At 61.0% G+C, this 24,952-nt stretch carries 21 protein-coding genes and 1 tRNA gene; 6 read left to right on the forward strand and 16 right to left on the reverse strand.

What is annotated here, in order from left to right:
- Window positions 1–7: 7 nt before the first annotated feature.
- Both lspA and ileS read right to left on the reverse strand, forming a co-directional pair.
- Entirely contained in the window at window positions 8–568 is a 561-nt protein-coding gene (gene lspA, locus BLW03_RS00255) for a signal peptidase II (RefSeq protein WP_074651811.1), read from the reverse strand.
- Window positions 565–3,441 carry an isoleucine--tRNA ligase gene (ileS, locus tag BLW03_RS00260; RefSeq protein ID WP_074651812.1) on the reverse strand — a complete coding sequence of 959 codons (2,877 nt, stop codon included), beginning with the start codon at window positions 3,439–3,441 and terminating at the stop codon, window positions 565–567. Before ileS ends, lspA begins: the two co-directional genes overlap by 4 nt.
- 364 nt (window positions 3,442–3,805) lie before the next feature.
- On the opposite strand from ileS, the gene BLW03_RS00265 reads away from it, so the two are divergent.
- The gene (locus BLW03_RS00265; RefSeq protein WP_074655669.1) at window positions 3,806–4,774 is read left to right on the forward strand and encodes an energy transducer TonB; all 969 of its coding nucleotides are present in this window, start codon (window positions 3,806–3,808) and stop codon (window positions 4,772–4,774) included.
- A 65-nt stretch (window positions 4,775–4,839) separates the two neighbouring features.
- Here BLW03_RS00265 and BLW03_RS00270 read toward each other — a convergent pair whose 3' ends face one another.
- On the reverse strand, window positions 4,840–5,241 hold the full coding sequence (locus BLW03_RS00270; protein WP_074651813.1) for a hypothetical protein: 402 nt from the start codon (window positions 5,239–5,241) through the stop codon (window positions 4,840–4,842).
- Between the two features lie 51 nt (window positions 5,242–5,292).
- Window positions 5,293–5,877 carry a class IV adenylate cyclase gene (locus BLW03_RS00275; protein WP_074651814.1) on the reverse strand — a complete coding sequence of 195 codons (585 nt, stop codon included), beginning with the start codon at window positions 5,875–5,877 and terminating at the stop codon, window positions 5,293–5,295.
- A gap of 70 nt (window positions 5,878–5,947) precedes the next feature.
- Here BLW03_RS00275 and BLW03_RS00280 point away from each other — a divergent pair, with 70 nt between their 5' ends.
- Window positions 5,948–6,991, forward strand: coding sequence for an L-threonylcarbamoyladenylate synthase (locus BLW03_RS00280; protein ID WP_074651815.1), 1,044 nt, complete (start codon window positions 5,948–5,950; stop codon window positions 6,989–6,991).
- Between the two features lie 37 nt (window positions 6,992–7,028).
- Here the strand turns inward: BLW03_RS00280 and BLW03_RS00285 are convergent, their stop codons facing one another.
- Window positions 7,029–8,138, reverse strand: a complete 1,110-nt coding sequence (locus tag BLW03_RS00285; RefSeq protein WP_074651816.1) for a DNA polymerase III subunit — start codon at window positions 8,136–8,138, stop codon at window positions 7,029–7,031.
- Between the two features lie 163 nt (window positions 8,139–8,301).
- Between BLW03_RS00285 and BLW03_RS00290 the strand changes: the two genes are divergently transcribed.
- Complete coding sequence (locus tag BLW03_RS00290; RefSeq protein ID WP_074651817.1) at window positions 8,302–9,696, forward strand: GGDEF domain-containing protein; 1,395 nt, start codon at window positions 8,302–8,304, stop codon at window positions 9,694–9,696.
- A 9-nt stretch (window positions 9,697–9,705) separates the two neighbouring features.
- Here BLW03_RS00290 and BLW03_RS00295 read toward each other — a convergent pair whose 3' ends face one another.
- Genes BLW03_RS00295 through BLW03_RS00320 form a run of 6 tightly spaced genes read right to left on the reverse strand, consistent with a single transcriptional unit; the run spans window position 9,706 to window position 14,747 of the window.
- Window positions 9,706–11,139 carry a cytochrome P450 gene (locus BLW03_RS00295; RefSeq protein WP_074651818.1) on the reverse strand — a complete coding sequence of 478 codons (1,434 nt, stop codon included), beginning with the start codon at window positions 11,137–11,139 and terminating at the stop codon, window positions 9,706–9,708.
- A 5-nt stretch (window positions 11,140–11,144) separates the two neighbouring features.
- A complete protein-coding gene (tmk, locus tag BLW03_RS00300; RefSeq protein ID WP_348270826.1) occupies window positions 11,145–11,852 on the reverse strand; it encodes a dTMP kinase in 708 nt (235 codons plus the stop codon).
- Window positions 11,849–12,211, reverse strand: a complete 363-nt coding sequence (locus BLW03_RS00305; RefSeq protein ID WP_074655670.1) for a hypothetical protein — start codon at window positions 12,209–12,211, stop codon at window positions 11,849–11,851. The genes tmk and BLW03_RS00305 overlap by 4 nt, the downstream gene beginning before the upstream one ends.
- A 29-nt stretch (window positions 12,212–12,240) precedes the next feature.
- Window positions 12,241–13,098: a response regulator gene (locus tag BLW03_RS00310; RefSeq protein WP_083350208.1), complete on the reverse strand. Its 858-nt coding sequence runs from the start codon at window positions 13,096–13,098 to the stop codon at window positions 12,241–12,243.
- A 60-nt stretch (window positions 13,099–13,158) separates the two neighbouring features.
- Window positions 13,159–14,172 (reverse strand): UDP-3-O-(3-hydroxymyristoyl)glucosamine N-acyltransferase, encoded by a 1,014-nt coding sequence (lpxD, locus tag BLW03_RS00315; protein ID WP_074651820.1) that lies wholly within the window; start codon window positions 14,170–14,172, stop codon window positions 13,159–13,161.
- Between the two features lie 26 nt (window positions 14,173–14,198).
- On the reverse strand, window positions 14,199–14,747 hold the full coding sequence (locus BLW03_RS00320) for a DUF6982 domain-containing protein (protein WP_074651821.1): 549 nt from the start codon (window positions 14,745–14,747) through the stop codon (window positions 14,199–14,201).
- 232 nt (window positions 14,748–14,979) lie between these two features.
- Between BLW03_RS00320 and BLW03_RS00325 the strand changes: the two genes are divergently transcribed.
- Entirely contained in the window at window positions 14,980–16,899 is a 1,920-nt protein-coding gene (locus tag BLW03_RS00325; protein WP_074651822.1) for a tRNA nucleotidyltransferase/poly(A) polymerase family protein, read from the forward strand.
- Between the two features lie 92 nt (window positions 16,900–16,991).
- Window positions 16,992–17,618, forward strand: a complete 627-nt coding sequence (locus tag BLW03_RS00330; RefSeq protein WP_074651823.1) for a YdcF family protein — start codon at window positions 16,992–16,994, stop codon at window positions 17,616–17,618.
- Between the two features lie 65 nt (window positions 17,619–17,683).
- Here BLW03_RS00330 and BLW03_RS00335 read toward each other — a convergent pair whose 3' ends face one another.
- The 4 genes from BLW03_RS00335 to BLW03_RS00350 all read right to left on the reverse strand — a co-directional run bounded on the left by BLW03_RS00335 (window position 17,684) and on the right by BLW03_RS00350 (window position 20,044).
- Window positions 17,684–18,313: an MBL fold metallo-hydrolase gene (locus BLW03_RS00335; protein WP_074651824.1), complete on the reverse strand. Its 630-nt coding sequence runs from the start codon at window positions 18,311–18,313 to the stop codon at window positions 17,684–17,686.
- A 79-nt stretch (window positions 18,314–18,392) separates the two neighbouring features.
- Entirely contained in the window at window positions 18,393–18,689 is a 297-nt protein-coding gene (secG, locus tag BLW03_RS00340) for a preprotein translocase subunit SecG (protein ID WP_074651825.1), read from the reverse strand.
- A gap of 431 nt (window positions 18,690–19,120) precedes the next feature.
- Window positions 19,121–19,205, reverse strand: a tRNA-Leu gene (locus tag BLW03_RS00345).
- 95 nt (window positions 19,206–19,300) lie between these two features.
- The gene (locus BLW03_RS00350) at window positions 19,301–20,044 is read right to left on the reverse strand and encodes an HAD family hydrolase (RefSeq protein WP_074651826.1); all 744 of its coding nucleotides are present in this window, start codon (window positions 20,042–20,044) and stop codon (window positions 19,301–19,303) included.
- A 211-nt stretch (window positions 20,045–20,255) separates the two neighbouring features.
- Between BLW03_RS00350 and BLW03_RS00355 the strand changes: the two genes are divergently transcribed.
- Window positions 20,256–23,225, forward strand: a complete 2,970-nt coding sequence (locus BLW03_RS00355; RefSeq protein WP_074651827.1) for a serine/threonine-protein kinase — start codon at window positions 20,256–20,258, stop codon at window positions 23,223–23,225.
- 28 nt (window positions 23,226–23,253) lie between these two features.
- Here BLW03_RS00355 and BLW03_RS00360 read toward each other — a convergent pair whose 3' ends face one another.
- Window positions 23,254–24,513, reverse strand: coding sequence for an FG-GAP repeat domain-containing protein (locus tag BLW03_RS00360; protein ID WP_074651828.1), 1,260 nt, complete (start codon window positions 24,511–24,513; stop codon window positions 23,254–23,256).
- Window positions 24,514–24,952: the final 439 nt, after the last annotated feature.

Below are 24,952 nucleotides of genomic sequence, written 5' to 3' on the forward strand. Positions count from 1 at the left end.
TGCTTTTTCACGCGCCAAGAACATCTCCGTTCGCATCGCCCGTCGATGCGCTTTCCGCAGTCTCGGATGGCCAGATCATCTCGACCAGCAACAAGACTGCGCCGACACTGATCGCTGAGTCTGCCACGTTGAAGTCCGGCCAGTGATAGGTGCCGATATGCACCTCAAGAAAATCGATCACGTAGTGAAGCACGGCTCGGTCGTAAAGATTTCCAATCGCACCGCCGAGGACCAGAGCAAAGCCGACCGATGCCGCCGACCAGTGTTTGCCATAACGCACCAGCATGAACAGCACCGCCAACGCGGCGACCACAGAGAAGATGATCAGTCCAACGCGGACGGCAAGAGGTGAAGCCGACTCCGCAAACATGGAGAAGGCTGCGCCCGTGTTGAGCACATGGGTGATACGGAAGACATGCGGGATGATAACTTTACCGCTGCCCATGGTGATGTGCTTCGCCACCATAATCTTCGAGAGACGATCGAGGATCACCACGACCACGGCGATCAGCAGCAGCCATGGCCGTGCATCGGAACGGGGCTTCGCTTCGGTATGCAAGTGGCTCATGCAGACACCTCATCTGCTGACTCGTAACCGATCTTCTCCAATGCATCCGCGCAACGCGCACACACGGTTGGATAGCGACCCTCAGCCCCGACATCATCCGTATAGCGCCAGCAACGATCGCAACGCGTTCCTTCGGCCTTTGCGAACTCCACCTGGGTATCGGCTGAGCCGAATTCCGGATCGAGTGCAGCCAGTTCGACCTGTGACACACCAAAGAGTTCCGGCAACTGGCGCTCGTGCTTCGAGAGTACCGTTGCGAGTTCACTCTTCGGTGCTGTGACGACGATCCTTGCTTCGAGCGCCTTGCCGATGGTCTTGGCAGCGCGCGCCGCTTCGAGGACCTTCAGGGCGGACTCGCGGACGGTGCGGATCTGAAGGATGTCAGAGAGCAGTTCCGCCGAGGACGCTGATGTGCCGAAGTCTTCCGCGGAGGGGAAGTGCGCGATGTGGACGCTTGCTTCACGGCCTTCAACGGGTGGCATGTAGCTCCAGATCTCGTCGGCAGTGAAGGAGAGGATCGGCGCGATGAGACGGACGAGGGCTTCCGTGATCTTCCACACGGCAGTCTGCGCGCTCAGGCGACGCGTGTCCTTGGGCGCCAGTGTGTAGAGGCGGTCCTTGAGTACGTCGAGATAGAAGGCGCTGAGTTCAGAGTTGCAGAACTCGTTGAGCGCGTGGAAGACACGGTGGAACTCGAAGGCGTCGTAGCTTGCGCGGACCTTGGTGACCAGTTCGGAGGTGCGCGCCAGCATGTACTGGTCGAGCGCTTCCATCTGGTCCCACGGCTGCTCATCTTCGGCAGGAACGAAGCCGTCGAGGTTTGCGAGCAGGAAGCGGAAGGTGTTGCGCAGCTTGCGGTAGATCTCTTCGGCGAGGCGCTTCATCAGCGGTACGGAGGCGATGACGTCCTCGCGGAAGTCGACCGATGCGACCCACAGGCGGACGATGTCGCCGCCAAGTTCGTCCATGACCTTGACGGGATCGACGCCATTGCCCAGCGACTTGGAGAAGGCGCGGCGCTGCTCGTCCAGCGTCCAGCCGGAGGTTGCGACGTACTTGTACGGCGCCTGGTCGCGGATGCCCACGCTCGACAGCAAGGACGAGTGGAACCAGCCGCGATGCTGATCGCCGCCCTCGGTGTACATGTCGGCAGGGAACTGCAGTTCCGGCTCGGCTTCGAGGACTGCATGCCAGCTTGCGCCTGACTCAAACCAGACGTCGAGGATGTCCATCTCCTTGCGGAACTCGGTGCCGCCGCACTTGGCGCAGGCGGTGCCTGCGGGCAGCAGGTCTTCTGCGGAATGCCGGTACCAGGCGTCTGCGCTTTCCGATTCGAAGCGCTTTACGACGCTGGCGTTGATGGCCGGATCGTTCATCGGCTCATGGCACTTCTGGCAGAGGAAGACGGCGATGGGCACGCCCCAGATGCGCTGGCGGCTAATGCACCAGTCAGGCCGTGTCGCGATCATGTTGCTGATGCGCTCCTGGCCCCACGAGGGATCCCATGTGACCTTGGCGATTTCGGCGAGCGCACGTTCGCGGAAGGTGGTGCCGTCGAGCGGCGTCTCCATGCCGATGAACCACTGCTCGGTGGCGCGATAGATGACGGGACGATGGCAGCGCCAGCAATGCGGGTAGCTGTGGTGCACATCGCCCTGCGCCATGAGCGCGCCGCGGGACTTCAGCAGCTCGATGATGGGCGCGTTGGCCTTGTGCACGTTCAGGCTGTCGTACTCGGGCAGGCCGTTGCGCAGGCGGCCGGCTTCGTCGACGTCGCAGACCTGCGAGAGGGCGTACTTCTTGCCGGTGGCAAAGTCATCCGGGCCGTGTGCGGGTGCGGTGTGGACGCCGCCGGTGCCTTGCTCAGTGGTGACGTACTCGGCCATGACGCCGAGGATTTCGCGTGGCAGGAAGGGGTGTGCGAAGGTGGTGCGCTCGAGCTTCTCACCGTGGAAGCGTGCAAGCACTTCAACCGCCGGGAGGTTCGCGGTGGTCTTCAGTGATTCGAGCAGCTCAGACGCGACGAGGTAGACGTTGCCTTTGCCGTAGGTCCCGTTGTCTTCCGCGATCTGCACGGCCACGTACTCGAATTCCGGATGGAAGGCGATGGCGAGCGATGCCGGCAGGGTCCACGGCGTCGTCGTCCAGATAAGGCCAAAGACGGGCAGGCCGGCAAGCGACGGATCAATGTGCGCAGCGTCGCTGGTGAGGGCATAGCGCACGTAGACCGAGGGCGAGGTGTGCATCTCGTACTCGACTTCCGCCTCGGCGAGCGCTGTCTTGTCGTGCATGCACCAGTAGACCGGCCGCAGGCCCTTGTAGACGAAACCCTTTTCGAAGAATGCGTAGAACGTCTCGAGGATGCGGGCTTCGTAGCCGAAGCTCATGGTGAGATACGGATTGTCCCAGCGGCCCAGTACGCCCATGCGAACGAACTGCGAGCGCTGCAAATCGACGTACTTCTGCGCGTAGTCGCGGCACTGCTGGCGGACAGTAAGGGCGTCCATCTCAAGCTTTTTACGGCCGAGCTGCTCGTCGACCTTGATCTCGATCGGCAGACCATGGCAGTCCCAGCCCGGAACGTACGGCGCGTCGAACCCGGCCATCGTCTTCGACTTTACGACGAAGTCCTTGATGCACTTGTTCAGCGCATGGCCAAGGTGGATAGCTCCGTTGGCATACGGCGGGCCGTCATGAAGAATGAACTTCTCTTTACCCGCGCGTGACGCGCGAATCTGTCCGTACAGATCGGCTTCCGTCCATGCCTGCAGGCGTGCCGGTTCGTTGCCGGGCAGGTTTGCCTTCATGGGAAACGCCGTCTTTGGCAGATTCAGCGTGTCCTTCAACTGCTTCGGCTTGTTCGCCTCGTCCATCCAGTCCCTCATGCTTCGTGGCAGCTATGTGCTGCGAAGTCCTCGCAGCCAGCGCCCAAACCCTTATTGTAGCGGCGCGCGGTGACTACGGAACCATTGCTTGTACCTGCGCGGTGGCTCCCTTTAAGATTGCCCGTTACTTCCAGCCGGGTTCATGCGTCAAACGACAAAGGTGGGCGGACCAGTTCAAAGGGCAAAACGTCTCACCGGTTGTTTTGTACAATGTTGACGGACGCCAGAACGCCGTACAGCAGCTTGTGTACTTAGACCCGTTTCACCGGGCGGATCATGAAATCCGGAGACACGGCGACAAAGATTGTTCCCGCGCGACACAACGCACGTGAGAACCAACGAGATTGAGGCGATGGCGACAATCACTGAAGAACCATCCACGAAATCAAGGACTGCGGACGGTCCGCACCTGGGGCAGCCCGAAGAACTGCAGTCCAACGGACCCTTTGCGTCCCTGGTGCAGAACTTCCGCGACGCCTTCTTTCCAGAGAAGCTGCCGCCGCTGGTGCTCGAATCCAAGCCCATCGCGGTTGTCAATCCGATGGACGTCAAGCGTGACCCCAAGTCGACGGCGGTTGCGATCGGCGTGCATGCGCTGATCTTCCTGCTGATCTTCTGGATTAGCACACGCGTCATCAAGGTCGTCACGGCCTCCAAGCCAGTTATCAAGGAAATTACCTTCGACACGCCGGCACCTCAGCCGCCCGTCAAAGTGCCTGCTCTGAAGGCTATGGGCGGTGGCGGCGGTGCGCATGATATTGCTCCCGTAACGCAGGGACGCTTGCCGAAGATCTCACCGACGCCAATCGTTCCACCTTCGAATCCTCCGAAGATTGAACCGAAGCTGACAGTTGATCCTGCGATCAACATCCAGACCAACATCAAGATGACGAACAACAACATGCCGAATCTGGGCATGCCAAACGCGCCAAACGTCGGGATGAACTCGCTCGGCAACGGCAGCGGCGGCGGCCTGGGCAGCGGTCGAGGCAACGGCCTTGGTCCGGGCAGCGGTGGTGGAACCGGCGGGGGGACTTATCAGGTTGGCGGCGATGTCTCGGCACCGCGACTGATCTACTCCACGGATCCGGAGTTCAGCGAAGAGGCTCGCAAGGCCAAGTTCCAGGGTGAAGTGCTGGTACACCTTGTCGTCGATGCGACCGGTCGACCGACCCAGATCCGCGTGGTTCGGCCCGTCGGCATGGGGCTGGACGAAAAGGCTCGGGAGGCGGTTGCACAGTGGAAGTTTGCTCCGGCCAAAAAAGGCGGCGTAAGCGTTCCAGTGGAGTTGAACGTCGCCGTGAACTTCCAGATTTTCTAGCTGGTCCCGTAGTGCAGACAGGAAAGCCCGGCGTGCAGCCGGGCTTTCCTGTGTTTGCTGTGGAACTACAGCGTCGAGATGCTGTGCCGCTTGAGTCCTGCGTGCAGCAACTGCTCTGCAGTGATGCCCTTGATGTGAATGCCGGTGCCAGCAGGTTGCGTGACGTCGGGAACCTGCTTCTGCGTCAGGACACCTGCTTCGAGCAGCGCGGTGTTCGCTTCGTCTGCAGACTCGTAGGCGAATTCGTAGAACTCTGCCGCAGACGTCGCGCTGCCGACCCGCACGCGAACCGTCTGGCCCTGCTGGAACATGCTCAGGGTCAGATCACCCAGCATAGTCTGCGCCGGTGCGTTGAGTTCGTTGACGTCCGCAATGCTGATGTCGCTGGGTTGCGTCAGGCCAGATCGCGAATGCTCTGCCGCTTCCACCCGCCGTGCGCCTGATTGAATGTCCTGATCGTTTGTCATACGGTCTCTGATGGCCTCGTCGAGCGGCGAGTTGTGGTGCCGTCCAAAGTGCTACCGCAGACTCGGGACAGATATCTCATCGAAAGTCATATTCTCCGCGGTCGATCCGCTGCGTTCCTTCCAATCCAGGAACATGCGACCGTAGCTGTCGGTGAAACACCACTCGCGGGGAATATTCAGGCGCTCCAGGGCCCGATCGATCCACTCCGGCTGGCCCTCCAGCTCTGCAAAGTCGCCAATGGGCGTCTCGTCCAGCACCAGAGCGCCTTCGCCGTCATGGAATTCTGTCCGGAACTTTTCGTAGCGGAAGACCGGTGTGTAGCCAAGCTCTACAAACACGGCTCCCATCGCGGCGCCGTCGCCGACGACCGTCTCCGTTTCGAGGCGTTCCTTGTAGAACGAACTGTCGTCGTTATGGGCTGGCGGGCGTTTGTGGGTCAACACCCACTGTCCACCGTATTCGCGCAGGCGCAGCACCTGACGTTCGCTCAGAAGGCGACGCTCCGGTGTGTCGAACAGCGCGTTGCGCTCCATGGTGCGCGGCGTTTGCAGAGCAAAGCCGGCGGCAAGCGCCCGTGCGCGGAATTCGCGCGGATCAGGTACGCAGAACTTAAGCTCAATCTCCGCGTGCGACATGTGCCGAGTATAGGCGCATGCACCCGCACCGCATGAGGGAAAGAAGTACTATAGTGCGGTGAATTCTGCCATGACACAACGTGCTGCACAGGGGACGGTTCATCTCTCCGCGGACAGGCCTGCGGATGTGAAAGAAGCCGCAGTCACGCTGTCGAAGGGCGGCCTTGTCGCCATGCCCACGGAGACGGTCTACGGCCTGGCGGCAAACGCACTGGATGCCGCGGCGGTCGAGAGCATCTTTATCGCCAAGCAGCGGCCGCATTGGGATCCGCTGATTGTTCATGTGAGTGACGTGACGATGCTGGAACGTGTCGTGCGCCAGGTGCCTGAGGCTGCACTTCCGCTCATCAATGCGTTCTGGCCCGGCCCTCTAACGCTGCTGCTGCCTCGACACCTTGACCTGCCAGAGGCCGTGACCGCCGGCCGCGACCTAGTCGGGGTTCGCATGCCGTCTCATCCAGTCGCGCTCTCCCTGATCCGCGAGGCGAACCTTCCGCTAGCGGCGCCGAGCGCCAATCTTTTCGGGCATATCAGCCCGACGACCGTGGCGCATGTCCTTGCAGATCTGAATGGCCGCATCGATGCTGTGCTGGATGCGGGCCCTTGCCATATCGGTCTTGAATCCACCGTGCTGGATCCCACCGCATCGCCCATGGTGCTCTACCGTCAGGGTGGTGTCAGCCCCGCGCAGATTGAAGCCGTGGTCAAGCGGAAGATTACTGTGTACCGGCGCACGGAAGACGTGACAAAGGCTGCTGCCCGGCCTGAGAGCCTGCCTTCACCTGGGGTTGGCATTCGCCACTATGCCCCGCGCGCGCGGCTGATGCTGGTGCACACACAGGGTGACCTTGACGACCTGCTGCACCATGTCACACCGGAGCGGACAGGCGTCCTGCTGCCGCTCGGCTGGACCGCGCCCGGATGGACGGGCAAGGAGTTTCAGTGGGAGTGCTGGAATGATCCTGCAGCCCTTGCGCGCACGCTCTACACCGGCCTGCGAGCACTGGATGCCATGCGCGTTAACACTATTGTCTGCCCGTTGCCGCCCGCCAGTGACGAACCGCTGGTGGAAGCTATCCGTGACCGCCTTCTGAAAGCGGCTAGAGAGACTTAGGAATCCACATCGTGGGACCTGCACGCGGGATCGCGCCTTACCTGCGCCCGTCTGCCATACTCTCGGCAAAGGCATCCAGCGAGATAGACCGCAACAGGTTCCGCCGCATGCCGCTGATGACGTTGTCCAGACCGCGGACTGCATTTTCCAGCCACGCGAAGGTGACGGAGTCGGCCAGGGTCTCAAGCTCTCGCCCGAGGTCGATATTTCGCAGGCGGTCAGGAACGCCTGAGCGGAGCAACAGCAGATCTTCAAGCAGGCCGGCCAGCGCGGACAGCATGGCCTGCGTCTTCTGCTGGCCCTCGGCTCCGGCACGGTAGGTCTCCGTGGTCTTGAACAAGTCAGTGTGTTCACTGTCCAGCGTGGCCGACCGCAACACGACCATGGCATCCGTACGTGCCTTCAGATAGCCCTCCAGGTCATAGCCCAGCGCTTTGCCGGCGGCGCCCTGAGCCAGTCTCGCTACCAGCGCACGCTGCTGCGGCTTCACCTCGGGCTTTCGTTCGGACAGCAACATCTCGATCTCTGCGGAAGAGAGCGCCCCCAGGCGAACGGGTGCGCAGCGGCTGCGGATAGTTGGCAGCAGCTCGCCGGGATGCTCCGCCATCAGAATGATGTGCGCATACGACGGCGGCTCTTCGAGCACCTTCAGAAGGCTGTTTGCAGCCTCCTTCATGAAGGCCGCGGAAGGGAAGAGATAAACGCGGCGCTTGCTGTCGCCGGGAAGCGAGTAGATGCTGTGGATCAGCGATCGCACCTGGCCGAGCTTCACCAGCAACTGCGGTGGATCAGGCGGCAGTACCAATACGTCCGGATGTGTCTGGATCAGGACGCGTGTGTCCTTCTTGTCGGTCTCACGCATCTGCTCACGCGCGCTGACCGCGGCTTCCACCAGCGCTGGCAGGTCGAACGATTCTGCGATACGTGTGCAGTGCCGGCACTCACCGCAGAAGTCGGCGAGGTCGCCGTCCCGTGGCTGCCGCTCGCACAGCAACGCCATCGTGATCATCAGTGACAGCGTGTACTTACCTGACCCCGCAGGTCCGCTCAGCAGAATGGAGTGGGGAAGACGTCCGGATGCAACCGCACGCCGCAGATGCGTCACGGTCGATTCGTTACCGACAAAGTCCTGAAAGCGAAAGGGCACAGCTCAAGGATAATTTGCTCGCGCCGAATGTGCGTGGCCCATCCACACAACCCTCCCGCGACCGACAGAGCTCCTCGGACACACCTTTTCGAAGCTGTTTGCACAAGAAGAGCTTGAAAGGCCAGCGGCCACACGCACATTCGCGTATGGTTGCGACACAACAATGTTAAAACGGTCCCCCCTCCATGCCTTCGCACCCACCGACCCGGATCGCCTCGAGGGACTGGCACCGATTCAGCGCGTTTGCCTCGCGCTTGTATTTGCCCTGGCTGCAGTCATCCTGTGTGGTTGGCTCATTCCATCCGTAGGTCGGCACCTGCCAACGGGCTGGTCGCTGATGAAAGCAAATACGGCTGTGCTGGCCCTGCTGAGCGCCGGCAGCCTGGGCGGCACGCTGCCAGGCCGCTCCGACCGCACCGTCACCTTGAGTCGCTGGCTCGGGCTGGCCGTCTCGGCAGTTGCTTTGTCCGTTCTCGTCGAGTACGTCTTCGGCGTCTCCCTTGGCCTGGACACGCTCCTGGCAGCGGACGCTTTGGCAGCCCAACCTGGCCGCATGGCACCGCAGACCGCCACGATCTTCTGCCTGCTGGGGTTGCTGATGGCGACGATCCGCGCGCGCAAACGGCTACTGAGCCTGGTCGCCGACGTGATCCTCTTCGCGCTCTGCCTGATGGTTCTGTCCGTGGCTTCCGGCTATATCTTCGGCGCACTGCGGCTGTTCGGTACCTCCCTGGCCAATCGCACGTCACCGCAGACGCTGGCCGTTCTGGTCCTGTTGTGCTTCGTTGCGTTTCTCGGACGAGCGGGGTTCGGATCCTTCGGCATCCTGCTTGGGGTTGGTACGGGCGGCAGAATCGCGAGGATCGCGTCGCCCATCGCGCTGACTCTGCCCTTCGTTCTGGGTGCCACCATGATCCTGATGATCCGCACGGGTCAGATCGATCTTCGGTATGCGACGGCGATCATCGCCTCCATCGCGTCCATGCTCGCATTCGGCACTGTCGTTGTGCTGGCACGGCTGATCGAAACACAGGAAGCTAAAATCCGCGATCTCTCACTGCGCGACGGATTGACGGAGCTTTATAACCGGCGCGGTTTTTACATTCATGCGGAACAGGCACTCCGCCTGGCGCAGCGCTCCCGTGAGCCTTTTTCCGTGCTCTTCATCGATCTCGACAATCTGAAGGCTGTCAACGATTCGCTCGGCCATGAGGCAGGTTCCGTCTTCCTGCGTGAAGTCTCCGATCTGCTGCGTGCGACCTTCCGGAGCACCGAGATCATGGGACGCATCGGCGGCGACGAGTTCGCCGTCGCCATCGGCTGCGGAAAGCGGAACCTGGAGACCGTGGCATTGCGGCTGAAGCTTGCCGCCTCGAAGCAGAATTCCTTGCCGAGCCGCCTCTATCCCTTCAGCTTCAGCTTGGGTAGCGGCACCGTGGATCCCGACGAATTGCAGTCTCTCGATGACCTGCTGGCGTCCGCAGACAGGGCCATGTACAGCGAGAAACTGCGCAACAAGGTGGAGACGCTGTTTAGCGGTGCCCGACTGCAAGCCTGACTCGAAACTTCATCGCGCGTGGAGCGTCACTCGCAACGGGTATTTCGGTCGCAGCGTGATTTTCTCCTCAACCTCGACAGGCTGCCCGTCAATCCACTCCAGGCGCCACTTCTGAGCGATGGTGGCGATCAGCATCACGCCCTCAAGCCACGCGAAGCCCTCTCCAATGCATTGGCGCGGACCGCCACCGAATGGGAAGTACTCAAACTTGTCACGCTTGGCCTTCTCTTCCTCGGTGTGACGTAGGGGATCGAAACAAAGCGGGTCCGGGTAGAAGCGCTCATCGCGCTGCAGGATGTACTGCGAGATGAAGACGTGCGTTCCGGCAGGCATACGATACGGTCCGACCTCGAAGGGCTCCGTTGACTTGCGTCCCATCGCCCATGCCGGTGGATAGAGGCGCATCGCCTCTGCAAAGACCATCTGTGTGTACTTCAGATTCGCGTAGTCATCCAGCGAAGGAGCACGGCCACCCAGGACTTCGCGCACCTCTTCGAAGAGGCGCTCCTGCTGGTCGGGATTCGTCGCAAGCAGATACCACGTCCACGAGAGAGCATTTGCCGTCGTCTCGTAGCCGGCGAGAAAAATCGTCAGCACTTCATCTCGTAACTGCTCGTCGCTCAGTTCAGATCCATCTTCATCCCGCGAAGCGAGCAGCATGCTCAAGAGGTCTTTGCGGTCGGCATGTTCGGGATCGGCTGCATTCGCCAACTTGCGATCGGCGATGATGCGCTTCACCACCTTATCAAGGCGTGCGCGCGCACGTGCGAACTTGCTCAGGCCCGGCACGGGAATCTTGTACTTCAGGAACAGCTCTGCATTCGGGAATGCGACGAGGAAGTTGTAGATGCGCATGATGGTGTTGCTCTGCGCATTGATCTCGCGGATGTCATCGTCGACCTCAGTGTCGAAGAGCGTGCGCGCCACGATGTCGAGTGAGAGCGTCATCATCTCGGAGTTCATGTCGACCACGGCACCGGCGTTCCACTGGTCGCGCCAATGCAACGTGCTCCGAACCATCTCGCTGCCGTAGTCGTAGATGCGCTGCCGATGAAAGGCCGGTGCGACGATGCGCCGCGACCGCTTGTGCGTCGGGTCATCGCTGGTCAGCAGGCCTTCGCCCAGCAAAATCTTCAGCCGCACAATGGTGCGTTCCCGCACGAACTTGCCCGCCTGGTTCACCAGCACCTCGCGGATGGCTGCGGGGTCACTCAGGAAGATCACGTGATTCCCGAACAACATGTAATGCGAGATGGGCCCGCAGTGCTTTGCCATGTATTCGAACAGCAGAATGGGCTTGCCCAGGCGCGCCCATGGCTTATGCAGGTAGAAGGGTAGCGTCTTGCGCAGGCCGGGTGGTATGCGCCACGTGCCTGTCTTGGTCGTCAGCTCGTGCGCAGGCCGAAAGACGTAGGAGTTCTCAAAGTCGATGCCATCGGCCATGTCCGTTAGACTCCGATGCGGGCTGCTGCGAGCCGTTCCGCTACGACCTCACGCACACGTGTGGCAATGGCTTCGATCCCGTCATCGCCAGTACCAGGACCAATCAGCGCCACACGCTGCGGCTCCCTCTCAGCAATAGCCGCATAGGCATCATGAACACGGCGGTAGAAGGCCTCGCCCTCGGCCTCAAACCGATTCTCATCGGCTCCATCGTGCTGCTGCTTGTATCGCTCATTGCGCCGCCGGGCGCGCTTCAGGGCCTGCTCCACATCTGGCAGCAACAGCACAGTCAACGAAGGTTGAAGATCGTCACACACTGCGCGATGAACGGCCAGTACTCGATCCGTGCCCAGGCCTCGACCGGCACCCTGGTATGCCTCGCTCGAGTCAGTGTAGCGATCGCAGAGGATCACCCTTCCTTCAGCGAGCGCCGGCAGAATGACCTGTCGAATCGACTGCGCGCGATCTGCGAACATCAGCGCAAGTTCGCTTAGCGGAGCGATCTCACCAAGAGCCTCTTCGGATCGCGAATCCAGCAGAATTGCCCGGATACGCTCACCTAGCGCAGTGCCGCCAGGCTGTCGGAGCAGGATAGGTTCTGTCCCACGTTCACGCAGCCATTCGGCCAGCCTCTTGATCTGCGTGGTTTTGCCGGAACCATCCGGTCCCTCGAATGTAATGAAGACGCCGGGATACATAACCGGTTCGATCACGGCTTCAGACTCGTATGAAATTCAGCGTGATCCTGCGAGGGCAGCGTGATCTCCAGCGTACCCTCCTGGCCTTCGTTCAGCCAGGGACCCGTCTGCGCGTGGTCTTGCCTTGCCGCATCCGTGAAGCTGACCTTGATGTTGCCGCTCCCAAGCAGCTTGAAGCGGTAGTGGAAGCTGGCACCGGGGGCCAGAAGCTGCGTACCGAAGCTTGCGCTCGGGTAATCCACCTGAACGACGTTCAGGGGAGCATCGCTCGCATTGGTGATCGTGGCCTGAATGTAGTGCGAGTGGCAGCCGATAAGGGCCACAGACGCGCCAAGAGTCGCACACAAAGCAAGGCCAGAAAGAAGACGACGCATGAAGAGAAGGGTATCAGGCCCGTCCTGCGTCATGCGAAGGAGTTGCCGGAGTGCCTCTCAAGAATGCGGGCACTCAGAACAACGCCGCTGCGGCCATCATGCAGCATGATGGGGAAGGCAAGAACGCTCCAGGTGGCATTGCCTTCGTCTTCTCGGGGCTCCGTCAGCAGACCGCGCCGGGTCCGGTCGATGTAAGTCTCGCGCGTTGTCGAGACGGCATAGAGAACATCACGCCAGTCGCGCATGGTCTCTGCCATCTCCGCGAAGATGTTGCGGCCCGGGAACCAGTCACGCGGCTTCTGCAGGTACTCCGCCGCGCTCTCATTCACGTAATGCCAGTTGCCTTCAGGATCGAGGATCTGCACCAGGACATCAATTCCGATGGCCATGGCGATGCGGCTGTAATAGAACTCACGCGCGTCCACCACGACGGGTGATCCCCGGCGCTTTGCCTCAAGGCCGCGCAAGGCTGAAAGAAGATCCTCGACCGAGCTATGCCCCTTCAGCAGATGCATGTCTTCCACACCACCAAACCTGCGCTCCAGCGTTGCAGAGAGGATGATGATGGGCACCTCCGGCCTGCGCTGACGCAGTTTCGCAGCGACCGCTGTACCGAATTTACCGGCACCCAGGTGATAATCCAGCACGGCAATGTCCGTGCTCTCAAGCAATTCATTCGCCTCTTCAATGGTGCTGGCAGGCAGGGACTCATAGCCGTTCTGACGAAGAATTGCGGAACGCAGCAGGAGATTTGCGGGGTCGTCGTCCAGCAGTAACACGCGAACCGCCTTCGGCTCCTGCGAGGCGGCGCTTTCGTCGCTGCGCGGCATAGAAAAGAGGTTCTTCAAGTCGGTCGTACCAGTCTCGGGTGTGTTCTCGTCAGCCATACTTGCAGGGTCAGATGCGAGGCAATGCGCGCCGGTCACCCTCTCTTCGCACATCTGCAACTATTCCGGTGCGGTGTTGGTCTTGCGTAGCGAACGGATCTCCCGCAGCATCTCCGGCAGTCGCGCGAATGCTGCGACAGAACGCAGCCATTGCCGGTTGTCCATTGCCGGATAGCCGCTGACGATCGCGCCTGCTGCCACGTCGCTTGGGATACCACTCTGCGCTGTGGCGACCGCACCGTCGCCCACCTTGCAGTGGCCAGCCACACCCACCTGACCAGCCAGAATCACTCGGTCGCCCACTTCGGTCGATCCCGCCAGGCCCACCTGAGCGCATAGCAGCGTGTTCTCGCCCACAGTTGATCCGTGGCCCACCTGCACCAGGTTGTCGATCTTGCTGCCGGCACCAATGCTGGTCTCGCCGATGCTTGCGCGGTCGACGCATGCGTTGGCCTGCACCTCCACACGATCGCCGAGCACGGTTGCACCGGACTGCACAATCTTTACCCAGGCCGCACCGTCGCGAGCGTAACCGAAGCCGTCCGCACCGATGACCGCTCCGTTCTGCAGCGTTACGTCGTCGCCAATCCGACAGAACTCCCGGACAACGGCATGTGCATGCGCAAAAAAACGATGGCCGATCCGGGCCCCCTGGTAGATCACGGCGTGCGGCAGCAGAATAGCGTCGTCGCCCATGACAACTCCCGCACCGACGACCACGTAGGCACCCACGTGAGCGCCCGGCCCTATCCTCGCTGACGGGTCGATCACAGCAGTGGGGTGGATGCCAGGGACGTACTTTGGTGCGGTGTAGAAGATCTTGATCGTCTCCGCAAACGCGCGGTAGCAATTACGGATCCGCAGAGTTGACGTGCCTTCCAGCGTAGGAAAGTCGGGTTCGACGAGGATGGCAGCAGCCCTCGTCGACTTGGCGAGCGGAGCGTACTTCGGGTTCGCGATGAAGGTGACCTGGTCGGGCCGTGCATGCTCGATCCCGGCAACACCAGTAATTTCAACATCGCCGTCGCCGACCAACTCCGCCCCAAGGCGGCTCGCAATCTCCGAGAGTTTCATGCCGTCAATCGTACTGCTTCGCGTCGCTACTGGGTACGGGCGTCGGGAGGCAGCTCCAGACTGAAAAGGTCGGGCTGAGTTTCCGTCGCGTCGGCAACGGCGACCGGCTTCTTCCGAGAGGGTGTCGTGACAACGGCCAGCACCTCCATCGACTCGATCGCAAGGCGCGGGATGAAGAGTCGCTGCGTGTTGCCGCGGATGTCGGGCGGGACGAGGTGGACGCCGAGATCCTGCGCCCAGCCGTCGGCCATTGTTAGGTCCAGTGGCGCAAGACCTTCAAAGACCTCTCTATCGCGCAGGGTGAGCCGGAGCCAGAGGCCCTCTGACCTCGGCCGCGCGAGGAAGGTCTTCCGGGTCAGTCGCTCCGGTGCGAAGGTATCGCCCGTATTAAAGTCGCGAACATAGGCCGCGTATTTCACGTCGGCGAGCGGGACCGGCTGGATGCGGCCGCTGAGATCGAGCAGATCGAGCATTGGCGGTTCACCCGTATAGGCAAGCCCACTTGCTGGCAGGTAGCCCCACAGCAGGCCCGGCAGGAAGCGCCGCACTACGACTTTTTTGCGGCTCAGCGCCATCTGCCAGGTGCTCCCAGGAATTCATGCGATGAAAGTACGCACCTATTGTGGTCCCGCGTCTCTGCCGCCGCAACAAAAATGCAGCCGTCAGGGGTATCCAAAGCGATAGCACCGTGCTACACTCGCATTTTGTGCCGAGGCTTTCACCCGTCGCTAAGCTGCTGAATCCGCGACGCTTATCGGCATCTCGCGGCCGCCGTGATGGGCCGCGATCTTGGAGACTGAACGGCTCATGGCTGATTATATCTATCTGCTGGAAACCCGCCTTTCGCCCGCGCAGCAGAGGGCCATCGGATCCATCCGTACTATTGCGCGCGAGTTCGATACCACCGTTTTTTTGACGGGCGGTGCGGTTCGCGATCTGACTGGTGGCGGCTCCGTTCGCGACCTCGACCTGACGGTTCAGGGTGATGTCTTCCGTTTGAAGAAATCATTGACAGCAGCAGGGGCTGAGATCGTGGGAGAAAATGCTCCCGCCTCGCAGCTGTTCCTGGTTTTCGCCGGCGGCGTCCGGGTCGAGCTAAGCTCGGCTGTATGTGTGTCGTGGCCTAAGCCCGGCAAGCCAAAGTTTGAGCCCGGCAGCATCACGGACGACCTGCGCCGCCGCGACTTTACGGCGAACGCCATGGCCATCTCCCTGAACGAAGGCTCCTATGGCTTGCTGATGGACCCGCTGAACGGCGTGGCCGACATCGAGAACCGTGAGCTGCGCCTGGTGAGCAACTATGGTTTCATCGAGGACCCCTCCCGTCTGATCCGTGTGGCGCGTCTGATCGCACGCCTCGGTTGGCAAATGGAAGAGAAAACTCGCCAGCGCTACGAGACGGCCAAAGAAGAAGGCTACGTCTCCGCGCTGAGCGACTGGAGCCGCGGCTACGAGCTGGAAGAGATCTTCCACGAGGAAGATCCGGTCCGCGTGCTGCGTGCCCTTGAGACCGAGGGCTGGCTGCCCGCCCTGTCCCCGTCGCTGACTGCTGCGAAGGCGAACACCGCCGCATTGGCCGAGCTGTATGAAAAGCAGGGCCAGTTGCAGATGCAGGGCATCCTGTCGCAGCCTGCAGCCGTTGCGTTCCCACTGGTCACGGCGAAGCTCGCCGCTCCAGAGGTCGCAAAGTTAAAGGCGATGTTCGTTCGTCCCGGCTTTGTCCGAGAGATCGATACCCTCGAGTCCCGCACCAGGGATTTCTCCGCGCAGTTCTCCTCGAAGGAGTCGGCCGTACCTTCCGCCGCCTGGCGCGTGCTGCATGCGTCTGAGCCGAATCTGGTCCTTGCGATGTCCTATGGCAGCAAGTCCTCTGCGGTCCAGTCGCGCCTGAAGACCTTTCTGACCGAGTCGCCCACCGCTCGCCAGCGCATTCCTTACGCGTTGTTGACGGAGATGCGCATCACGCAGGATCTTCCGATCTACGCGGAACTACTCGATAAGCTGTTTTTCGAACTGATGGACGGCAAGCTGTCCACTCCGGAAGAGATGAAGGCTTACCTTGAGCCTTACTCGCCACCCGCGCCACCACCGCCTGTGAACCTTCGCCGCGCCCGCGCAAAGAAGGAAGCACGTCCCAGCCGCGCCAAGGCCAAAAAGGCTGCTGCGGTCACGGTGGCAGCCGAAGAAGAGGCCGCCGGTCTGGCATCAGGTCTAACCGAAGTTGGCGACCTGACCGGTCCCGATCGCGGACCAGAGCCGGCACCTCGCACACCAATCGCCAAGGTCGCACCGACACCTGCCCCGGCAAAGGTCGCTGTGCCCAAGAAGGCTGCTCCTGCGCCGGTTGTGGTGAAGGCTGCGGTTGAGCCGAAGCCCGTCGCCGCAAAGAAGTCAATCGCTCCGGTGAAAGCAGCGCCAGTCAAGGCTGTCCCAGCGAAGAAGGCAGCTCCGGCAAAGCAAGTCGCCAAGAAGGCGCCGGTGAAGGTTGTTGCCAAGAACGTTGTCGCCAAGAAGGGTGCACCGGCAAAGGCTGTGGCCAAGAAGGCACCTGTGAAGGTAGCCTCCAAGAAGGCAGCGCCGGTGAAGGCAGCCGCAAAGACGGTTGTCGCCAAGAAGGCAGTGCCGGCGAAGAAGGCGGCGCCTGCAAAAAAGGCGGCTCCGGCTAAGAAGGCTGCCCCCGCGAAGGCCGCGAAAAAGGCAGCCGCGAAGAAGTCCAGCCGCCGGTAAGTCGATCCGGAAAAGCCGCACAAAGTAAAATCACGGGCCACCTTCGGGTGGCCCTTTGATTTGCCGCCAGCTTCGCATGCTAAGTTGGCGGCATGAGATTTGTACGAGTCGTCCTTTGGGCTTTGTTGGCCGCCGCCGTCTGTTCGACCCTCTTTGTCTTCCTGGCTTGGCGAACCATTCCGAGCCGCAACTCTGCACAAGATCACTTCGACACGCTGATGGTGCTGGGGACGCCTGCGAAGGCAGATGGCACACCTTCGGCTGAACTGCGTGAGCGCATCGACGAAGGCGTCCGGGAGTACAAGGCGGGCGTGGCTCCGCACATCATCATGACGGGCGGCGCGGCTCACAACAAATTCGTTGAGGGGCAGGTAATGGCTGACTACGCTGCGGCAGAGGGCGTGCCGCGTGATGCGATCATCGTCGAGGGCCAGGCGCAGGACACCATCCAGAACATTTGGTATAGCCACGCCATCATGGAAAAAAACGGCTGGCATTCCGCGGAGGTCATCAGTTCGCCCTACCATTTACCGCGGACATCACTCATTCTCGAGCACTACACCGGTCCGTTGCGCTTTGACTGGCGCACCCATCCGGCACACTGGCCTGCCACCTACAACGCGTGGGACAAGTTGAAGCGGGATTACCGAGAAGCAGTGACCTGCTTCGCAGTCCGGCGCGCAGGGTTTCAGCATTCAAACTACCTGCCAGCAAGCTGAACCAGGGAAGTAAACCCTCTGGAAAACCGTTCAACGTCTACTTGGGGCTATGACCGCAAGGTGCTCTATTTAAAAAAGAAAGGATTCCTCTCCACCTCGCGTCCGATGGTCGTTTCGGACCCGTGACCCGGCACTACGACGGTCTCCTGTGGCAGAGGAAACAGCTTCTCTCGGACGGAACGGAGGATTGTTGGAGTGTCACCACCCGGGAGATCTGTCCGGCCGATGCCATTGCGAAATAAGGTATCGCCAGCCAGTAAGAGGCTGCTCTGCGGGAAGGAAAGGGAAATGCTGCCCTGGGTGTGACCCGGCGTATGCAACACGGTCCCGGTTTCGCTCCCGACGATAAGCTTCGTGCCTTCTTCTGCGCTCGCATCGGGAGGCGCGACTTTGGGCACGGGGACTCCCATCCATGCGGCCTGCTGCTCCATCCACGCCAGTTGGGCGAGATCGGCCTGGTGGTACACCACTGGCGCGCCAGTTTGTTCCGACAATACCTTCGCGCCGGCGATGTGATCCAGATGCCCATGGGTGACGACGATCTGTCGTAGCTTGAGGGCATGAGCGGCTAGGAAGGCGGTGATGCGCGCAAGGTCCGCGCCGGGATCGACAACGGTGGCGTCATGCGCCGTCTCGTCGTACAGGATCGAACAGTTGCATTGGAGCGGGCCGACGGGGAAGGTCTCACGTTGCAAGGGAGGACTCCTGGGGTGACTTGCGGGCAAAGCAAAAGGGCGCAGGCCAAAGCCTACGCCCTGCGAGATCAGAGATGCGCTACTTCTTGGGGGTGCTCTGCTGTGTCTTGATGCCCGAGAGGACCGAGCGATCACTCGTGCGCGACATCAGGATCGTCAGGCTGATCGAGGTAATCATGAAGAGCACAGCCGACCACGTGGTCAGACGCGTCAGCAAATTGGCCGCGCCGCGAGGGCCGAAGGCAGTCTGCGAACCTTGTCCGCCGAAGGCTCCGGCCAGATCGGCACTCTTGCCTTGCTGCAGCAATACAACGCCGATAAGAAACACGCAGATGATGACGTGAAGGATGACGAGAAAGATCAGAAGGGCGTTCATCGGTCTGGAGCTTGCCTCAATGCGCCGTTTTGAAGGGCGCGGTGCGCTTTGGGCGCAGATCAAAATTAGTGCGGTGTAACCGCGTGGTCTGAGTGATTAAGACCGCCTGGAGCAACGCGATGGAAGGGAAGCCAAAAGTTTCTCCTGCCAGCATTTCTGTCCAGATCTGAGTGTATCACCGGGCATCCCGGGGATAGCCCGGTAGTGTCATGTGACTTGATCCCGCGTAGATACCCGTATCTGAGTTGTGGCGCCTCTTCCACTTGTTCGGGAGGCCCGCTGTGACGACTGTGGCGCAGACCGCGCATGGCCGCTTTTGCTCGGACATCTGATCGGCGTCGGATCAGATCGCGCATACGAGGTCTTGCGAAGCAAAAGAAGGCCAGCCGTTTCGGGCTGACCTTCTTTGTCATCTGCTAGAGATTCAGGAGTGGTGCGGAGGACGGGACTTGAACCCGTATGGTGTTACCCGCTAGCACCTCAAGCTAGTGCGTCTGCCAATTTCGCCACCTCCGCATACGGCCTCGCAAACTTCTGCATTGCCGTGGGAAGCCCCATCCAGAAGCGAGTATAGCAGAGCTTGAGCCCTGAACGAAGCGCGCGCACTTGCTCTATGCGAAGTGATGCAGAAGCTCTCGAAAACTGGAGAGGTGCAGCAACTGACGGCCATGCCGTGGCTCGCCTAACGCCTCACGCTCCAGCACCCATGTACTGGGGTGTGGCACGTAAACGGCATGCATGCCCGCAGCCAGCGCGGGGTTGGCATCGCTCCGAGGGCTGTTGCCGATCATCCATGTCACCGCTGGATCACAGCCGTAACGATCAAGCAATGCTTCATACGCCGCAGTGTGCTTTTCGGGTAGCACTTCAACGTGGTGGAAGTGTTGGTGCAGACCAGAACGTGCAAGCTTCGCCGTTTGCTCCTCGTGATCGCCCTTGGTCACCAGAATCAACGTGTGCTTCGCAGCAAGCAGCGGCAGCGTATCGAATACGCCGTCCAGCAGCGTCAACTCCGCATCACGAATGCTGCCGGCACATGCTGCCAGATGCTGATGGGCGTCAGCCGTGACCTCTGCTCCGGTCAGGTGTGCGTACCCCGCAATCAGAGATTGGTGAAACGCACCGGTACCGTAACCGTGTGTCTTGACGCGCTTCGCCTCAAGGCGGTCAAAGGCTTCGCGAACTTCGGTCGGAGACATCTCGGGATGGGCAACCAGATCGATGAAGCGATCGATCGCGCGCTCGAAGTAAATATTGTTTTCCCAGAGAGTGTCGTCCGCATCGATCATCAGCACCTGACCGTTCAACAGAGGAGCTGTCGGAGCAGTTGTAGAAGAGGAACTCGATATCGCCATAGACGCTCCAGTGTAGCAATCCCGGCCATCGCCGCGGTCATCTGTGAGGGACCAGCAAGGCATCTCCGTTGACACCGAGTGTGCAGCTCTTTGCCGCAGGATGGCATGTCATTCGGTATATGATTTCGCGATAGCCGTAGGTGACGAGCGCAGTCTTAGCGGATGGTCTCGCGAGGCACGCGACGTTTGGGCCAGCACAGGGAGCCACGCAATGGAGCAGAACGGTCCGCTGCAGTTTGGACCCTATGTTGTGCTGGAACAGATCGGAACTGGAGGCATGGGCGCGGTGTATCGCGCGCGCGACCGTCGCCTTGAGCGCGATGTCGCCATCAAGGTTCTGCATCGCCATCTGGAAATGGTTGGCGCACGGGAACGTTTTCTGCGCGAGGCTCGCGCAGTCTCTTCACTGAACCATCCGAACATCTCGACCATTTTTGACATTGGCGAGCAGGACGGCGATCCGTACCTGGTAATGGAACTGCTGCATGGCAAAAGCCTGAAAGAGCGCCTGGTGGATGGCGCTGCGGTGTCGGCCTCAGAATTGGAATTGATTGCGGTACAGGCTGCACAGGCCCTTGCTGCTGCCCATGCCAAAGGCATCGTTCATCGCGACATCAAGCCGGCAAACCTCTTCCTGGTCAACGGGCCACACGGCGAAAAGCAGTTGAAGGTGCTGGACTTCGGTCTTGCCAAGATGGAGTCGGACCGCGTGCTCTACGGGGACAAGGGGGGACTGACACGGACGGGCTCCACCGTGGGAACTGTTGAGTACATGTCGCCGGAGCAGGCGCGCGGGGAAGACCTGGATGCGCGGTCTGACTTGTTCTCACTTGGCGCTGTCCTGTACGAGCTTGCGACGGGTGATGTACCGTTTCGCGGCGCGACCAGTGCTGTGGTCTTCGCAGAACTGCTGGGCAACGATCCAGTGCCGCCCCGTACGCACAACTCGCACGTGTCACCGGCGATGGATGCAGTCATCCGCAAGCTCCTGGAGAAGAAGCGTGAGAACCGCATCCAGTCTGCAAAGGCCTTGCTGGAAGATCTGAAGACCGCGAGCGAGGCGGCCACAGCAGCGCCCGTGCTTGCAGCCCGACCATCTGCCTCGGCTATCACCGCTGCGCCGCCCATGACAGTCGCCGCCCCCATCACGGGAGCCTCACCTGTGACGACGCCTCCGACAAAAGCGCCTGGACCGAGTAACAATCCGCCGAAACACATCGTACCGGTGCCAGAGCCTACGGTTCGCGGCCCACGCATCAAGCCTTCCGGTAGCCGCCCTTCCGAGCTCTATAAGCGCGGCTCAGGCGGCAGGCCGTCCATGGTGCGTGAAGCGCCTCCGACTCGGGAGAGTGTCGCAACGAAGCTTCATGCGACGGCGCCACCTTCGACGGAAGAGGAAGCGACGGGCGCAAGTCGGTGGTGGATGGCGGCGCTTGCTGTTCTGCTGCTTGCCGGTGCCGGGGCCATTCTTTACTTTCGTCCGAAGGCCGTTATGGCACCGGCCGTGGTGGCCCTCAGTGGGTCTCTGCAAGTGACACAGTTCGACAATGCGACGGGAGAACTCGCTCTGCAGGAGGCGCCCGCGGTAGCTATGCAGATTCTGCTGCAGGAAACGCCGTCGCTGCACCTTGCAGGTTACGCTCCGGCGGCCGACACGGTTGAACTGGACGCTTCGGAGCTGGCAAGACGGAGCGGCTCAGAGGCGTACCTGACCGGTTCCATATCGCGTGATGGAGAACGCTATCGCATCCACGCCGAGATCCTTAAGACCGCGGACGGCTCCAGGCTGGCGCAGGAGGATGCCGACGCCGCAACGATGACCGAACTGCCGGGCGCCTTCAGCCGGCTGGCAGCTGCGCTGCGTGCTCACCTGGGCGAGTCTCCAGCTCAGGCGGGCGCCATCCAGCTGGCATCTGAGGCTACCGCGTCTTTGCCTGCTCTGGCTCTGTACTCTCGAGGTGCGTCGCTTCTGCGGTCTGGACAAGCACTGGCTGCAATCGAGCAGTTCAATAAGGCATTGGTAGAAGACCCGGGCTTTCCGACGGCGCGTCTCGGTCTCGTGGAAGCGTTACGCCAATCAGGTGCCGAGCCAGAGAGGCGACGGGCGGCTCTGGCGCTTGCGCCCCTTGCGCCGCAAGTGGGTATCTGTGAGAAAGCACGCATTGGGTATGAGACTGCCGACGCTGCTAATGTGCTCGACGCAGCACAGGCTTGGGCGAAGCATTGTCCGAACCAGGCAGATGCGGAGATCGCAGTCTCGCGGCAGCTCCTCGCAGCCGGGAGGAGCGCTGCGGCGGAGGCAGCAGGCAACAGGGCCGTGGCGCTGGATCCCCCTGGCCGTGCAGCCATCACCGCATCCACGGAAGCCATGATTGCGCAGGGTCACTTCGAATCGGCACAGAAGCAACAAGCCCGTGCAGCGACGGCAAGTGCTTCCTCGCCCGGATTAATCCTGCTGGCTGCTTATCTTCGTGGCGACGTCGCCGCAGAGTCGGAAGTAGCAACATTGGCTGAGATTTCGCCTTCCTGGCAGGATCAGTGGAACTTCGTAACCTATCTCTCCAACCGAGGTCGTCTGGCGGAGGCGGCGCGGTTTGGAGCAGCAGTAGCTTCCCGGGTCGAAGTGCAGCCAGATGTAGCTTCGACGGCGATTCTGATGCGGACGCGTGTCGCGGCCATGCAGGCGATGGCCGGTCACTGCGAGGAAGGCGGTGTACTTGGAGACGGTGCCGGTGACCTGGCACAGTTCTACGCGGAGATCGCCAGCGCATGGTGCAGACATGCGCCCGAAACGACTGACCCAGGCGATGCAAATCTGACGATGATCGCTCGCGCAGCGGCTCTATGGAGTAGCGGCAACCCACAGGAAGCGCTGAATATTCTCCAGTCAACCCACCCTGGCGTGGAGGCACCGATGGCTGCCATGCTGCGCGCAGAGTCACACCTCGCGCTCAAGCAGCAGGTACTGGCCATCGGCGACTACAAGGCGGTCCTCTCCGGGCGTGGGGCAGCGGTGCTGACTGGTACGATCGTCTATCCCGCGGCGCAAGCGGGCCTGGCCACGGCGTATCACACGATGGGCGACGAACTTAACGCTACCCGCGTGGCAGACGACCTGAAGATGCTATGGACCGACGCATCGCCCGGCGAGCCGCTGCTCAAGCGCGCTCAGAAGCGATAGAGAAAGCACTTGAGACCCTTCCGCTGACCTAATGCTTCGGAGTTGCAGCCTTCTGTGATTTCGTTAGATTCTCAGCCAGGAACAGGCCGCTCTTGCCCGCACTGACGATATCGATATCGCCGTCGCCGTCGATGTCGGTTGATACCGTCTGCACACCACCACCCATGCGTCCGCCGTAGTCGACGATGTGGCGCGTCCACTCGACGCCGCCATTGGCCGGGTTAGCTTTATCGGCTGGCAGCTTGCGCCACTCATACCAGTACAGTCCAATCGGATCGCGTTCGCCGGGATCGCCGCCGTTGTGCGCGAAGTAGCGCTTGCCCGTCACGAAGTCGGGCTGGCCATCTCCGTTCATGTCGACGAGTTGTGAAGCGTGAGCCTGCGACCACGAACTATCGATCACATGCTGTATCCACTTACCATCGGCAGTCTGCTCATACCAGGCCACGCCGTAGTCATGCGCCATGCCGGTCAACAGGTCTTTACGACCATCGCCATTGATGTCGAGGAAGTGCATGTAACCGAACTGAGCACCACCGCGTGCCGCAGCTGCGGAGAGTCTCGCCTGGTCGGCCGGAGTGCCAGCAGGTGGAATGTACTTCCATCCCCAGTCGGTGGCATGGAAGACCCAGTCGCCTTCGGCGTGTATGTCCGCAGGTGCCTCGAGCCATCCCTTCGGTGTGAGGATGTCATTGCGGCCATCGCCGTTGACATCGCCCACGCCGATCCCATGGCCGTAGCTAATCTTGGAGACGACGTGCTTTATCCACTTGCCATGGACGAGCTCAAACCAGGCGGCCGGCACGTTGGGACGATCGAACTCCGGGAGCAGCTCATTGGCCTTGCCGTCGTTGTTCAGATCGACCAGGAAGGCGAACTCCGTCGGGCCACTATCGTCAATCTGCGTCTGCTTCCACGGCCCACCGGCCTTGCCCGGATTTTTGAGCCAGACGATGTCGTGCGCGAAGTAGCTGAACTGGAGGACATCCGTCCATCCGTCGCCGTCCACATCCATCGGCAGGTCAGAGAAGTTGTCGATGTAGCCGTTCAGGTAGTCGATCTGGCGCAACGGATGCTTCGTCCAGCGCGGAGCCTCGTACCAGCTTTCCCCTGAGATGATGTCGGGCTTGCCGTCGCGGTTCACATCTGTGACCGCGACCGTTTCACCGTATCCGGGGTCGATCATGCTCACGTGAAAGGCGATATCGGGCGACCTGCTCGCGGCGAGTAGCGCGGCAGCGCAACCGGCGATAGCGACCGACAACAGTGATTGCAGAGCAGTGCGCATGCGAGAAAAGCCCCTTGGATTGAAACGTCTCATTCGGGGAGGATTCTAGCGGCTTCGAAGGGCAATGAGCAACGCGCACCCAACGCCGCGTACACCACTGAGTTCATTCGATATCACTGGCATGGAGATGTCTGTCTCATGTTCCTGCAACACGGACCGAGCCTGCCAAGAACCAATTTCGATCGGGTACCGAGACCTGTGCAGGGTTCGCATCTCTCCTTCGCTTCCGAATTTTCTTTTCTTTGCGACTGGGACCGGTCATAATTCCAGCGTTCCGCAACCCACATCATCTCCAGTTATATAAGTCCGAAATGCAACGACATTCCGGTTCGTATGAAGGTGCCCGACACTGTATACAAGCAGGCCTGCGCATCATCGCGGCTATGTGTGAGCTTTCTTGATGTCTGACAGGTATTTCAAGTGAGGAATGCCTTTGCAA

It is taken from the genome of Terriglobus roseus (genome assembly GCF_900105625.1).
GTDB classification, from domain to species: Bacteria; Acidobacteriota; Terriglobia; order Terriglobales; family Acidobacteriaceae; genus Terriglobus; species Terriglobus roseus_B.